This is a genomic window from Streptomyces sp. NPDC001204 (assembly GCF_053598035.1).
Window position 1 is genome coordinate 1 of the sequence record NZ_JBSFJL010000064.1, and the last position, 12711, is coordinate 12711.

Genomic DNA, 12711 nt, shown 5'->3' on the forward strand with positions numbered 1-12711 from the left:
TGCTGGAGCGACAGGCCGGCGAGAACCGCATCTGGGAATGATCAGCGTCGGCCTGGCCGAGGACGCTGACGCTGACGAGGAGGGCGAGACCGAGGAGCCGGCCGAGGAGAACGCGGCCAACCCGACGAAGCCCGAGACCGCCACCGCCCGCCGCAAGGGACCCATGACGAAGTCCGCGGTCGAGAAGTAGGCGGAGGTCCTCATGGCGCTGCTCACCCTCGCCGAGGCGAAAGCCCAGCTCGACATCGACGGCACAGCCGAGGACACCGAACTGGAGGTGTACGTCGAGGCGCTCACGGCCGCGATTGAGCGGCACGTGGGCCCCGTCGAGACCCGGGAGTTCGCCGAGACGATCGAGGGACGCGGCGCCTCGATGTGCCTCTCCCAGATCCCGGCCGTCGCCCTGGTGTCGGTCACCCCCGCGGTGGAGACCGGAGACGACCTCGACCTCAGCGCGCTCGTCCTGGACGGCGCCACCGGCATCGTCCGGTACCGGGGCGGCTCCTTCGCCGGGACGCTGTGGCGCGTCACGTACACGGCCGGGCGGGGCGAGGTGCCGGCCACCATCAACCTGGCCGCCCGGATCCTGCTTCAGCACCTTTGGCGCACGCAGTACGGGGCATCGCGCGGCATGTCCTCGATCGGCGGAAGCGACGACTACAGCGTCACCGAGGCCGTACCAGGCTGGGGCTACGCGATCCCCAACCGCGTGCTGCAGCTGCTGGAGCCGTACAAGGTCCCGCCGGGGGTGGCGTGATGCAGACCTCTCGTACACCTGCCGCGATGGACGCCCTGCTCGCGATCCTGCGGGCACGGCCCGCCCTCGAGGACGTCGCGATCGTTGACGGTCCGAGCGCGGTCAACCTGACCCAACGGCGCCGGATCCACATCGGCTGGTCGCCCGGCGCCGAGCAGGCGGTCGAGATTCAGCAGCAGTTCAACGCCGCCGGCGCCCGGACCCGCGACGAGGTGTTCTCGATCACCTGTTACGCCGAATCCCGGGGCGGCGACAAGGACATGGCGTTCCGCCGCTCCGACGCCTTCGACCTGGTCGGCGAGGTCGAGCAGTCCCTGCGCGCGAGCGACGCCAACCCGACGTCTCCGACCTTGAACGGCAGCGTGCTGTGGGCGGAGCTGACGACGGGCAACGTCCTGCAGGACACCGCCGAGGGCGCGACGGTCGGCGTCATCTTCGCCGTGGCCTGCCGGGCCCGCATCTGATCCACCCCACCCAAGAAGGAGTACTGCCATGGCGCGTGTGCGCTACGTGGGCCCGGAGCCGGTGACCGTGCCCGAACTCGGGGACCGACTCGTCGAGCCCGACACGGTCGTCGAGGTCCCCGACGAGAGGTTCGAGGGCTACGTCTGCCAGCCCGGCAACTGGGAGGCCGTCGAGGAGCCGGGCGTCCGCGCCGCGGCTGACGCGAAGAAGGCGGCGCGCGCCGCGAAGGGAGCTGATCTCTGATGGCGATCGGTTCGGGCCTTGGCGCCCAGCTCGGCATTTCGGCGGAGTCGTCCTACGGGACGTTCGTCGCGCCGGCGAAGTTCGTGGAGTTCACGAAGGAGAGCCTCGCTCTCAAGAAGACCACCGCCCAGTCCGCCGGCATCGCGGCCGGCCGTCTGCTGGCGCTGTCCTCCCGGCGGGTGCTGACCCGTCAGGAGGTTCAGGGTTCCATCGACTTGGAGATCGTCAACAAGTCCATGGGCGTCTTGCTGCAGGCGCTGATGGGTACGACGGTCACGCCGGTGCAGCAGGTCGCCACGTCTGCCTACCTGCAGACCCACACCCTCGCGGACACGTTCGGCAAGAGCTTGACGATCCAGAAGGGCGTGCCGCTCACCACGGGCACGGTGACGGACAAAACGTTCCTGGGCTGCAAGGTCACCTCGGCGGAGTTCTCGTGCGAGGTGGGAGGCATGCTGACCGGGTCGTTCGAGTTCGACGGCAAGGCGTGCGACGAAACACAGACCCTCGCGACCGCGAGCTACCCGAACATGGCGCCGTTCCACTTCGCACAGATGGCCGTGAAGACCGGCACCTACGCCTCGGAGGCGGCGCGGGACGGCGTCCGCAAGATGTCCGTGAAGATTGAGCGCCCGCAGGCGGTCGAGCGCTTCTACGCCGGGCAGGCCGGGTTGAAGAAGGAGCCCATCTCGAACGATCAGGTGAAGATCACCGGGTCGCTGGAGACGGACTACATCGACACGATCCTCGACGACCTGCACACCAGCGACGGGGCGACCTCCCTCGTCTGGGAGTTCATCGGCCCGCTCATCGCGTCGACGTACTTCGAGACGTTCCGCATCACCCTGCCCGCCGTCCGCTTCGACGAGGGGCCCCCGGTCGTCGACGGCTTCGACGTGGTCAAGCCGACGTTCAACTTCACCGGGCTCTACGACGGCACGAACCCGGTGAAGATCGAGTACATGTCCACGGACATCACTCTGTGAGGTGACCCCCGGTGGTCTCCGACATCCGCATCACCAACACCGGCAGCCTCATCGAGTTGCAGCGCAGGCTGCGGGCCGCCGGGCACGAGAACATCCGCGCCTCGATGCAGCGCCGCCTACGGCATGCCGCCGAGCCCCTGCGTGACGATCTCCAGTCCGCGATCCGCGGCCTGGACATCAGCTCGCAGGGGCGCCGTGGCCGCCCGGGCGGACCGTCCCCGACGACCCGCCCCCTGCGCGCCACGATCGCCGACGCCATCCGTATCAGCGTCCGCACCGCGGGCAACCCCGGCGCCCGCGTGTGGGTCGACAAGGGCCGACTGCCGATCGATCTGCGGAAGATGCCGGGCGCGCTCAACACCGGACGCGTCCGCCACCCCGTCTTCGGCAACCGCCGGCGCTGGGTGCAACAGAACGCCACCCCTCTGTGGTGGGACAACACCGTGCGCAGGGGCCGCCCCCGCATGGAACGCGAAGCCGCCCGTGTCCTCGACGACGTGCGCCGTCGTCTCGAATAGCTCTGGAGCTACACATGATCGTTTCGTACCGGCAGGATGACGGCAGCCTCCTGGAGGTCTCGACCGACGACCTGTCCGCGATCGAGTCGTCCGTCATCGAGTCCGCAACCGGACTCGACTGGGACGACGTCGACACCGCGCTGCGCTCGCAGGCGCCCACCGCGATGCGCGCGGTGCTGTGGGTCTTCCGCAAGCGGCAGCAGCCCACGCTGCGGTTCTCCGACTTCGACCTGCCCGGCTGGAAGCGGCGTACCAAGGCGCGGCTGGAGTACGCCGAGATCTTCGACATGGTCGAGGCCCTGGTGAAGAACCCCGAGTCGACCGACGAGGTCGTCGAGAAGATGACCGGCTTCATGCGGACGATGGCCCACGACGAGGCCGACGTCGACAAGGCGTTCGCCGAGACGGCCCCAAAAGACCCGGGCACCGTTCCGGGCCCGGTCACGGAGCCGGAGTCGGTCCCCTCGCCGGACGGCGCATCGGAGACCTCCTCGACGAGTACTGGCCCCTGATCGCGCACCTCCTGCACATCGGGCCCGCGGAGCAGGAAGCGATGCCGCGGGCCCGCTTCCTGCAGGCCGTGATGTGGGTCGAACGACATGTGGCCGCGCAGGCCCAAGCAGCAGCGGGGGGTGAGTGATGGCCAGCACGAGTCTGACGTTCACGCTGGAGGGCCGCGACCGGCTGAGCCGTGTCCTGGACAAGGCGGGCGACTCTGCGGGTGACCTGGAGAAGAAGCTCGGTCTGGTCGGCGCGGCGATCCCCGCGGCCGCCGCGCTGGCTCCGCTCGTCGCGCAGACCGGCGCGGCCGCCGTGGCGGTGGCCGCGTTCGGCGCTGCGGTCATCCCGCAGATCGGCGCCCTGTCGGACGCGAGCAAGGCGCAGACGAAGTACGAGGACGCCGTCGCCAAGTCCGGCGCGACGTCCGAGGCGGCCATCAGTGCGCACGTGGAATTCCAGGAGCAGATCGCGAAGATGCCGCCGGCCACCCGCGAGGCGGCGGCCGGGCTGACGACGCTGAAGAAGCAGTACTCGGCGTGGTCGGATTCGCTGGCCAAGGACACCATGCCCGTCTTCACCAAGGGCCTGGCGGTCGCCTCGGTGATGCTGCCCAAGCTGACGCCCCTGGTGAAGGGGGCCTCGACTGAGCTGAACCGCTTCATGGACACAGTCGCCGGCGGGGTGAACACGTCCGCCTTCGACCGGCTCAGCAGCAAGTTCTCCGACTTCGCGACCGGTTCCCTGAAGCGCGCGAACGACGGCCTGATCCACCTGATGCGCACCTTCGACTCCGGCAAGGTCGGCGGCAGCCTGTCCGAGTTCATGGACTACGCCCGCGCGCAGGGCCCCCTCCTCGCCGACACGCTCAAGAACGTGGCCACGGCCGCCGTGCATCTCCTGACCGCCGCATCCGGCGTCGGCGTGGGGCTGCTGCAGTTCGCGAACGCCGCGGCCGCCGTGGTGGCGTCTCTGCCCACCGGGTTCATCACCACGCTGATGCAGGCCGCCATCGCGATCCGCGCGGTACGCCTGGCGGGCGCTGGGATCCAGCTGATGGTCGGCGGCTTCACCGCCGCCTCCACCGCGATCCGCGCCATGGGCACAGCAGCCATCGGAGCGGGCACCACCATGGGCTCACTGCGGGCCGCGTTCATGGCGCTGTCGCTGTCAGCTCGCATGGCCGTCGCGGCGACCGGTATCGGCCTGCTCGCCCTGGCCCTGATCAAGCTGTCGTCGATCGGCAAGGAGGCCCCGCCGAACGTCGAGCGGCTGACGACGTCCCTCGGCAACCTCGCCCGTACCGGTAAGGCCAGCGGGGAAGCGGCGCGCGCGTTCGGCTCCGACCTTGGGGGCCTCGCCGACAGCCTGCGCACGCTGTCCCGTCCCTCGAACCTGGACAAGACCCAGCAGGCGATCACCTCGTTCTTCGGCATGGACTCCACGCCGGTGAAGAAGGCGAAGGAGGATCTCGACGCCGTCGACAAGAGCCTCGCCAGCCTGGTGCAGGGCGGGAAGGCCGATCTGGCCAAGGCCGCGTTCGACCGGGTCGCGGCCGCGATGCGCAAGCAGGGCATGTCCGGCGCCGAGCTGCGCAGCAATCTGGACGACTACAAGTCGGCGATGGCCGACGCCGCGTTCGAGCAGCAGGTCGCAGCGCAGGCCATGGGCCTGTACGGGTCCCAGGCGCAGAAGACGCAGGCCGCGCTAGCGGAACAGAAGCAGAGCGCCGACGGGCTGCGGCAGTCGCTGCAGGCACTCAACGATGCGCAGCGCCAGGGCATCGGCGGCATGATCGGGTTCGAGGCGTCCATCGACGCCGCGGCCAAGGCGGCCAAGGACAACGCCGGATCGCTGCACATGGTCAACGGCCAGCTGGACCTCAACAGTCCGAAGGCGCAGGCCGCGGCGACCGCGCTCAACGACCTCGCCGCCAAGACCGACGAGGCCGCGGCGCAGGCCCGGCAGTCCACCGGATCGTGGGCGGCGGCGAACGCCGTCTACGCGCGAGGTCGGGCGAAGCTCATGGAGACCGCCACGGCGATGGGCCTGACGAGGAGCCAGGCCAAGGCCCTCGCGGATCAGATCCTTCGGACACCGGACAAGACCGCCCGGCTGAAGGGGAACATCGAGGACCTGGAGGCGAAGGTCGGCACCGCGAAGAAGCGGCTCGCGTCGGTGCCGGCCTCGAAGAAGTCCTCCGTCAGGGGCGACATCTCCAACCTGCTGTATGAGATTTCGCGCGCGCAGCAGCGACTGCGGGACATCGACGGCACGACCGCCGTCACCTACGTGCTCATGAAGACGAAGACCTCCAATGCGGGGTCGGTCTTTCACGAGGGCGGGAACTACGCGCGGGGCGGCCGGGTCCGCGGCTACGCCTCCGGCGGCAGGCTGCAAGCCTTCCCCGATGGCGGGTACGTCCAGGGCCCCGGCAGCAGCGTCTCGGACTCGATCCTCGCGATGTTCGCGTCGGGCGCCCGGGCTCGGGTCTCCGCGACCGAGTACGTCGTGCGTGCGGCCGCGGTCGCGAAGTACGGCGTGCGCTTCTTCGACGCGCTGAACGCCGGGCGCCTGGACCCCCGGGCGGTCACCGCCGGCCTGGCGGGCGGAGGGCTCACCGGCGCGGGCGGCGACGCGGCGCGCGGACTGGCGCAGGGCATGACGGGCAGCACCGGCATGGTCGATGACGCGGCGCGCGGACTGGCGGGCGCGGTCATCACCGGGATCCGTGCCGAGCTGCAGATCGCCAGTCCCTCGAAGCGGACGAAGGCACTGATGGCCGACGTCGGTAAGGGCATGGTCATCGGCCTGACCGGGTCGCGCGACAAGATCAAGGCGACGGCGAAGGATCTGGCCAAGGACATCTGGACCGCCTTCACCGGGTCCAAGGACAACAGGCTGGTGTCCTACGTCAACAAGCAGACCAGCAAGCTGCTGGACGCAGCGTCGAAGCGCGACGCTCTCGTCAAGAAGATCGCCACGGCCAAGGCGTTCGCCGAGACCACGCGCGTCGGAGCGAAGCAGTCCGCCAGCCTCGGCAGCCTCTTCCAGAGCGAGGAGACAGTCAGCGCCGGTGGGATCAACGCCCACCTCCAGGCGAAGCTCGCGAAGATGAAGCAGTTCAGCGCGTACATCGGCGTCCTCGCCAAGCGCGGCCTGAACAAGACCATGTTGAGGGAGATCCTCGGCATGGGCCCGGAGGAGGGATACGCCTACGCGTCCGCCCTGGCCGGCGCCGATAAGAAGACGTTCGCGGCGATCAACAAGACGCAGTACGCCGTCAACGAGCAGGCCGACAAGCTCGGCAAGAAGGGCGCGGACGCCCTCTACGACAGCGGTAAGAACGCGTCGAAGGGATTCCTCAAGGGGCTGGAGAGCCAGGAGAAGGATCTCCAGAAGCTCATGGTGAAGATCGCGAAGAGCATGCAGCACGCTCTCCGCCAGGCCCTCGGCATCAAGAGCCCGGCGACCAAGATGGTTCCCGACGGGGTCAACACGATGAAGGGCGTGGCCCTCGGTGTCCTGCGCGGTATCCCGCACGTCGACCGGGCCATGAAGACCGCGGCCGGGCGGATGACCGGCCGGGCCGCCGGCACTGCCTCCGCGGGCCGCCCGGCCGCCGCCGGGTTCGGCGGAGGGGGCGTCGTCTACAACGTCGCCATCACCGTCGAGCAGGCCATGGACCCCGTCGCCGTAGGCCAGGAACTCCAGCGGATCATGCTCCAGTTCGGCCGGGCGCAGGGCGCCACCGTCAACCTCAAGCTAGGGGGATAGAGCGTGCCTCTTCTCGTCGAGATGGGCTGGGGCGGGATCATCCAGCTGCCCGACACCATCACGTGGACGGACGTCACCCAGCGCGTCGACCAGGCGCGCGGGGTGACCATCGACCGGGGCGCCTCCGACGAACGGTCCGAGACCCAGCCGGGCACCGCCCGCCTGGCGCTCGACAACCAGGACGGCGCCCTGACCCCGGGCAACTCCGCGTCGCCGTTCTACCCCTATGTCCGCAAGCTCGCGCCGATCCGGATCAGCGTGGCCGTCATGCCGACGCGGACCGGGTCGGCCCCGTACCCGCTCGCCATGCTCGGCGACGACTTCGACGACGGCCAGGTCAACACCGCCCGGTGGCCCACCAACATCGGCGGCGCCACCGAGACCGCGGCCGGGCGCCTGCGCATCCCGCTCGCCCCCGGCGTGGACACGAACTTCACCTCCGTCCGCGAGTGGAAGCTCACCTCCAGCCAGATCACCGCCAAGCTCGCGAAGGTCCCCGCGCTCAACGGCAGCAGCAACTGCGCGGCGAGCATGTGGATCACGTCGACAACGGCCGGCACTCGGATCGGGTGGCGCTACGACGCGGGCACCGGCGTGCTCGCCGCGCAATCGCAGACCGCGTTCGCCGACGGGGCCTCGGTGAACCTGCCCTACTCGGCCATCGACCACGCGTGGCTGCGCGTGCGCGAGGCCAGCGGGACCGTGTACTGGGAGACGTCCGGCGACGGCTGGGACTGGGTCGTGCGCCGCACCCTCGCCACCCCGGCCTGGGTCGGTGCCCAGACCCACGCCGTGGACTTCCCCACCACCCGGACCGGCGGCACCACCGACTACATCGAGTGGGACCTCGTCGGCGCCGACGTCCGGCCCCGCTTCTACGGCCGGGTCAACGAGTTCCCCGTCGAATGGGAGGGCCTGTTGTCCACGGTGCAGATCACCTGCACCGACCTGTTCAAGTGGCTCAACCGGCTGCCGAACCTCAAGTCGATGCTGGCTCAGGAGATCCTCACCCAGGACGTCGCCTCGGTCACCGACTTCGTGTCCGCCTACTACCCGCTCACCGAGCCGTCCGGCTCCACGTCCGCGGGCGACATCTCCGGCGGGGGCTGCGGCTCCCTCGTCCTCACCCAGGTCAGCTCCGGCGGCACCCTGGAGTTCGGCACGGACGGCCTGGCCGACACCGGCGACTCCGCCGTCACCTTCACCCCAGCCAGCGCCAGCGCGGGCAAGTACCTCATCGCTGACCTCGGCGGACGCTTCCAGGCGGACAGCACCGCCTACTGGCAGACCACCGAATTCTGGATCAAGACGACCACGGCAAGCCGCGCCATCCTCGGCATGTACGAGAACGGCCTGGACCACCAGATCGTCTACGCGCTCAACGCGTCCGGCGTCCTGACCGTCGAGTACACCGACTCCGGCGGCACCCTCACCGTCTATACGTCCAGCAGCGCGGCCCTCAACGACGGCACCTGGCACCACGTCGTCCACGACGGCTACTCCCCCAAGCAGCTGTACGTCGACGGCGTCGCCAGCAGCTTCACCACGTTCGTCCCGGACATGGTCGCCCTGCGCACCCTGCACGTCGGCGGCTACCGAGGCGGCCGGCTCTTCAGCGGCAGCATCGCGCACGTGGCCGTCACCTCGGTGAGCGGCAACATCGGCGCGACCATCGCACCCGTCCACTACCAGGCCGCCACAACCGGGTTCGCGGGCGAGGACGCAGACGTGCGGATCCAGCGGCTCGCCCGGTACGCCGGCGTCCCGAGCGTCACCGTCTGGGGGACCACGCACGACGCCATCGCCTCCCAGGGGACCGGCGGTTCCTCGGTCGTGTCGCGGATGCGGGAGGTCGAGAGCACCGAGAGCGGCAAGTTGTACGCGGAGCGGGACTACTACGGCCTGGCCTACCAGTCCCGCGACGTGCGCTACAACCCGGACCCGTTGTCCGAGGTCTTCACGATCGACTACGCCGATCTGGAGCCGGGCACGAAGTTCGCCGACGACGACCAGAAGATGATCAACAGCGTTGAGGGATCCCGCCCCGGCGGCGCCACCCAGCGCGTCACCGCACCCAGCGCGATCCTGGCGTTCGGCGAATACCCCGAGCCCCTCGACATCCTGAAGACGACGGACAACGCCGTTCTGGACGCGGCGTACTGGCTCGTCTCGCGGTACGCCAACCCGGCACCCGAGATGCGCGAGGTCGTCATCGAGGCGCACACGATGGCGTTCTACCTGGACATCCTCGACGCCGAGATCTCCAGCTACTTCACCGTGTTCAACATGCCGGCGCAGTCGCCCGTGTCCAGCATCCGCGCCACCGTCGAGGGCTACTCCGAGACGATCAAAGAGAAGTCGCACGTCATCTCCTTCCACACCTCGGCGTCCGCGACGGACACCGTGTGGGTGCTGGGCGACTCGACCTACGGCGTTCTCGACTACACCACCCGCCTCGCCTACTAGGGAGCCCGCATGCCCATTCCCGTGGTCCGCGCAGAGAAGTACTACCTGCCGCCCCCGCGCGAGCCCGCGGACGTGTGGGCCGACGTGCCCGCCGCCGAGCTGATCTGGAAGTGGATGGAGTACCGCACCAACCGCCGGCTGGTCCCGCCGACCGAGACGGTCGAGGACGTCTACTTCGCACGGATCAACCAGAACCGGTGGCTGGCCGACTGCAGCAGTTGCGGCTCGGCGGCGATCGTATCCCCGGCTGACCCGCGGTTCGCGTGCACCGAGTGCAACTACGGCTGGGTCGCGCTCATCTTCCCCGCCGACCCGGCCGCAGTGGAGGCAGGCCTCCTCGGCCTCAAGCCCGGCATGCGGAACTGGTGGAACGAGGCCGATCCCACCAACCCGGACAAGCCCCTGGCCGGTGAGGCCGATGCCGGGGCCTCAGTCAGCAAGGGATAGCGATGACGTTCACGCCGCGTACCTGGGTCGTCGGCGAGGTGGTCTCCGCCGCGATCATGAACCAGGAGATCCGCGACCAGTTCAACAGCTTCTTCGGCGCCTGGACGGACTACACGCCTACCTGGGTGGCCGAGACCGGCGGCACCCCGGCCGTCAACAACGGCAGCCTCACCGGCCGCTACCTCAAGGTCGGCCGAACCGTGGACTTCATCATCAAGCTCCTCGTCGGCAGCACCACCACCTTCGGCAGCGCCAATGCGAACTGGGCTTTCGGGCTTCCGCCGTTCACCGTCGCCGGGTCCTTCAGCGCGGTCCGCGCGGCCTCCGTCTCCGTCCGCCTCGGCGGCGCCGGCGAGGCCCGCGGATCCTGCGAGATCTCGACGACCAACGGAGGGTGCGTGCGCGCCCTCGCCGGTGGTTCCGTCAACGGCTCGACCAACCAGCCGGACAACTCCTTCTGGGACCAGACCAACCCCGTGACCGCGGCGGCCGGCATGACCCTCCACATCAACGGCCGGTACGAAGCCACCTCCTGACCCACCCCCCACACCGCCGCCCCGAGCCAGAAGGCCGGGGCTTCTTCATGCCCGGAGGCCACGTGGACGAACACGACTGCCGCTGCGCGATCTGCGGCTGCTGCCGTCACGACCACGGCGGCTGGGACCACAAGTGGAAACCGAAGGAGTAGACGTGGCAACACCGCCCACCGCGTCCACCTTCGCCGCGCTGCTGCGCGCCGAGGGCGTGACCGTCGTCGAGGTCGGCGACTGGGAAGACCACAACCGCAACCACAAGGGACCGTGGGGACCGGTACACGGGGTGATGATCCACCACACCGTCACGAAGGGAACGGCCAACACTGTCGCCCTCTGCCGCGACGGACACGACGATCTGCCGGGGCCGCTGTGCCACGGCGTGATCGACAAGAAGGGCATCGTCCACCTTGTCGGCTACGGCCGGACGAACCATGCCGGCCTCGGCGATGACGACGTCCTCCAGGCCGTCATCGCGGAGAAGGCGCTCCCCGCTGACAACGAGGCGAACACCGACGGCAACCGGTCCTTCTACGGGTTCGAGTGCGAGAACCTCGGCGACGGCAAGGACCCGTGGCCCGCCGCCCAGCTGCTCGCCATCGAGCGGGTATCCGCCGCGATCTGTCGTCACCACAAGTGGTCCGAGCGAAGCGTCATCGGCCACCTGGAGTGGCAGCCCGGGAAGGTGGACCCACGCGGCTTCACCATGTCGTCGATGCGGGCCCGCGTGAAGGCGCGCCTGGCGCCGGCCATCACGTACACCGTGCGCGACGGCGACACCCTCTGGTCCATCGCAGCTTCCAAGCTCGGCGACGGCAACCGGTGGCGGGAGATCGCCACCCTCAACGACCTCCCGGACGCCGACTCGATCGCGCCGGGCCAGCTCCTCAAGCTCCCCAAGAAGTGAGGTACAGCCATGTCTGAACTCCACCTGCCCGGCGACGCCGCAACCGTCCTCAAGACGGCAGGCACCTACGCCAGAGACCTCGCCGAGCGAACCCTCGCTACCGCGGTCGTCGCCGCAGCCGGCGTCGCCATCGCGGCAGGCCCTGCCGACATGTTCCACGCCAGCTTCTGGGAGACGGTGGCCACGGCTGGCATCGCCGCCGGGGGAACCCTGCTCAAGGGCATGGTCGCGCGAGCCTTCGGTACGAAGAACTCCGCGAGCCTCGCCAAGGGCGTCTGATGGGCGCGGCGGTCCGGCGGCTCCGCAAGCAGCTGGGCCGCCGCGGTGCCGTTCTCCTCTGCAAGGGCGTCATGGCATCCGGGTACGGAGCAGGCCAGGTCTTCGAGCCGACCGGCGACCGGCACGGCCTGGCCCTGCTGTTGAAGCTTCGGCCGCTCGAATTCTGGGGCTGGACTTGGCTCCTGGCCGGCGCCATCGCACTCGTCTGCGCGTGGCTCCCGCCGCGCCGGGACTGGCCCGGCTTCCTCGCAGTGTGGATGGTCGCCACCCCGTGGGCGATGGCGTACCTGCTGTCCTGGTGGCCGCTGCAAGAGAGCCCGCGCGGCTGGGTGGTCGCCGCACTCTTCGGCGCGTTCGGGGCGGTCTGCCTGGTGGTGATCGGCTGGGATGAGCCCGCACGATCGGAGTCACCGAGTGGGACCTGAGATGCTGACCGCGGTCAGTGCCCTTTCCGTCGCCATCGTTACGGCGACCGGCGGAGTGGCGGCCACTGTCGTGGGCCGCCGTCAGCCTCGGCGTCCTCGAGGAGCTGAGCGACGCGACGACTTCACCGCGGTGACCGACAAGCTCGGCGAGCACATCGCCCGCCTGGAGCGCGAGGCCGAACAGGACAGGGAGCAGGCCGAGGAGGATCGGAAGCGCCTCACCTCGCAGGACTTTGCCCTGCGGTACATCGCCGCCTGGGCTCGATCACTGGTCACGTACATGCGGCAGGCTCAACTCGAACCGCCTCCGCCCCCGCAGCCCATACCTGACGAGGTCCGTCCGTACCTGCACGACATCGGCTCATGACAGCGGCCCCGCCCACATCGGAGGGCGGGGCCGCTTTCGGCAT

The 12711-nt window shown here is 69.5% G+C and carries 14 protein-coding genes and 1 pseudogene; all 15 read left to right on the forward strand.

Going from position 1 to position 12711, the window contains the following annotated elements:
- Positions 1 to 190 (forward strand): hypothetical protein (locus ACWC91_RS40700; RefSeq protein WP_450726290.1); only part of this gene is annotated, 190 nt, incomplete at its 5' end.
- Positions 191 to 202: 12 nt separating this feature from the next.
- A complete protein-coding gene (locus ACWC91_RS40705) occupies positions 203 to 757 on the forward strand; it encodes a head-tail connector protein (protein WP_450726292.1) in 555 nt (184 codons plus the stop codon).
- Positions 757 to 1221: a hypothetical protein gene (locus ACWC91_RS40710; RefSeq protein ID WP_450726294.1), complete on the forward strand. Its 465-nt coding sequence runs from the start codon at positions 757 to 759 to the stop codon at positions 1219 to 1221. The genes ACWC91_RS40705 and ACWC91_RS40710 overlap by 1 nt, the downstream gene beginning before the upstream one ends.
- 28 nt (positions 1222 to 1249) lie before the next feature.
- Entirely contained in the window at positions 1250 to 1465 is a 216-nt protein-coding gene (locus ACWC91_RS40715) for a hypothetical protein (RefSeq protein WP_450726296.1), read from the forward strand.
- Positions 1465 to 2451 (forward strand): phage tail tube protein, encoded by a 987-nt coding sequence (locus ACWC91_RS40720; protein WP_450726298.1) that lies wholly within the window; start codon positions 1465 to 1467, stop codon positions 2449 to 2451. Before ACWC91_RS40715 ends, ACWC91_RS40720 begins: the two co-directional genes overlap by 1 nt.
- An 11-nt stretch (positions 2452 to 2462) precedes the next feature.
- Entirely contained in the window at positions 2463 to 2969 is a 507-nt protein-coding gene (locus tag ACWC91_RS40725; protein WP_450726300.1) for a hypothetical protein, read from the forward strand.
- A 14-nt stretch (positions 2970 to 2983) separates the two neighbouring features.
- Positions 2984 to 3481, forward strand: coding sequence for a hypothetical protein (locus ACWC91_RS40730; protein ID WP_450726302.1), 498 nt, complete (start codon positions 2984 to 2986; stop codon positions 3479 to 3481).
- A gap of 127 nt (positions 3482 to 3608) precedes the next feature.
- Positions 3609 to 7244: a hypothetical protein gene (locus ACWC91_RS40735; protein WP_450726304.1), complete on the forward strand. Its 3636-nt coding sequence runs from the start codon at positions 3609 to 3611 to the stop codon at positions 7242 to 7244.
- 3 nt (positions 7245 to 7247) lie between these two features.
- Entirely contained in the window at positions 7248 to 9710 is a 2463-nt protein-coding gene (locus tag ACWC91_RS40740) for a LamG-like jellyroll fold domain-containing protein (RefSeq protein WP_450726306.1), read from the forward strand.
- Between the two features lie 9 nt (positions 9711 to 9719).
- On the forward strand, positions 9720 to 10157 hold the full coding sequence (locus ACWC91_RS40745) for a hypothetical protein (protein WP_450726308.1): 438 nt from the start codon (positions 9720 to 9722) through the stop codon (positions 10155 to 10157).
- A 2-nt stretch (positions 10158 to 10159) separates the two neighbouring features.
- Entirely contained in the window at positions 10160 to 10693 is a 534-nt protein-coding gene (locus ACWC91_RS40750) for a hypothetical protein (RefSeq protein ID WP_450726310.1), read from the forward strand.
- A gap of 154 nt (positions 10694 to 10847) precedes the next feature.
- A pseudogene (locus ACWC91_RS40755) lies at positions 10848 to 11432 on the forward strand (N-acetylmuramoyl-L-alanine amidase); the annotation flags it as partial.
- Positions 11433 to 11606: 174 nt separating this feature from the next.
- Complete coding sequence (locus tag ACWC91_RS40760) at positions 11607 to 11876, forward strand: hypothetical protein (protein ID WP_450726312.1); 270 nt, start codon at positions 11607 to 11609, stop codon at positions 11874 to 11876.
- On the forward strand, positions 11876 to 12301 hold the full coding sequence (locus tag ACWC91_RS40765; protein WP_450726314.1) for a hypothetical protein: 426 nt from the start codon (positions 11876 to 11878) through the stop codon (positions 12299 to 12301). Before ACWC91_RS40760 ends, ACWC91_RS40765 begins: the two co-directional genes overlap by 1 nt.
- 130 nt (positions 12302 to 12431) lie before the next feature.
- Positions 12432 to 12668: a hypothetical protein gene (locus tag ACWC91_RS40770; RefSeq protein ID WP_450726316.1), complete on the forward strand. Its 237-nt coding sequence runs from the start codon at positions 12432 to 12434 to the stop codon at positions 12666 to 12668.
- Positions 12669 to 12711 lie beyond the last annotated feature (43 nt).

Excerpts from the sequence above, each read along its gene's own strand:
- ACWC91_RS40705 (WP_450726292.1), top strand. The coding sequence starts at position 203 with ATGGCGCTGCTCACCCTCGCCGAGGCGAAAGCCCAGCTCGACATCGAC.
- ACWC91_RS40710 (WP_450726294.1), top strand. The coding sequence starts at position 757 with ATGCAGACCTCTCGTACACCTGCCGCGATGGACGCCCTGCTCGCGATC.
- ACWC91_RS40715 (WP_450726296.1), top strand. The coding sequence starts at position 1,250 with ATGGCGCGTGTGCGCTACGTGGGCCCGGAGCCGGTGACCGTGCCCGAA.
- ACWC91_RS40720 (WP_450726298.1), top strand. The coding sequence starts at position 1,465 with ATGGCGATCGGTTCGGGCCTTGGCGCCCAGCTCGGCATTTCGGCGGAG.
- ACWC91_RS40730 (WP_450726302.1), top strand. The coding sequence starts at position 2,984 with ATGATCGTTTCGTACCGGCAGGATGACGGCAGCCTCCTGGAGGTCTCG.
- ACWC91_RS40735 (WP_450726304.1), top strand. The coding sequence starts at position 3,609 with ATGGCCAGCACGAGTCTGACGTTCACGCTGGAGGGCCGCGACCGGCTG.
- ACWC91_RS40745 (WP_450726308.1), top strand. The coding sequence starts at position 9,720 with ATGCCCATTCCCGTGGTCCGCGCAGAGAAGTACTACCTGCCGCCCCCG.
- ACWC91_RS40750 (WP_450726310.1), top strand. The coding sequence starts at position 10,160 with ATGACGTTCACGCCGCGTACCTGGGTCGTCGGCGAGGTGGTCTCCGCC.
- ACWC91_RS40760 (WP_450726312.1), top strand. The coding sequence starts at position 11,607 with ATGTCTGAACTCCACCTGCCCGGCGACGCCGCAACCGTCCTCAAGACG.
- ACWC91_RS40765 (WP_450726314.1), top strand. The coding sequence starts at position 11,876 with ATGGGCGCGGCGGTCCGGCGGCTCCGCAAGCAGCTGGGCCGCCGCGGT.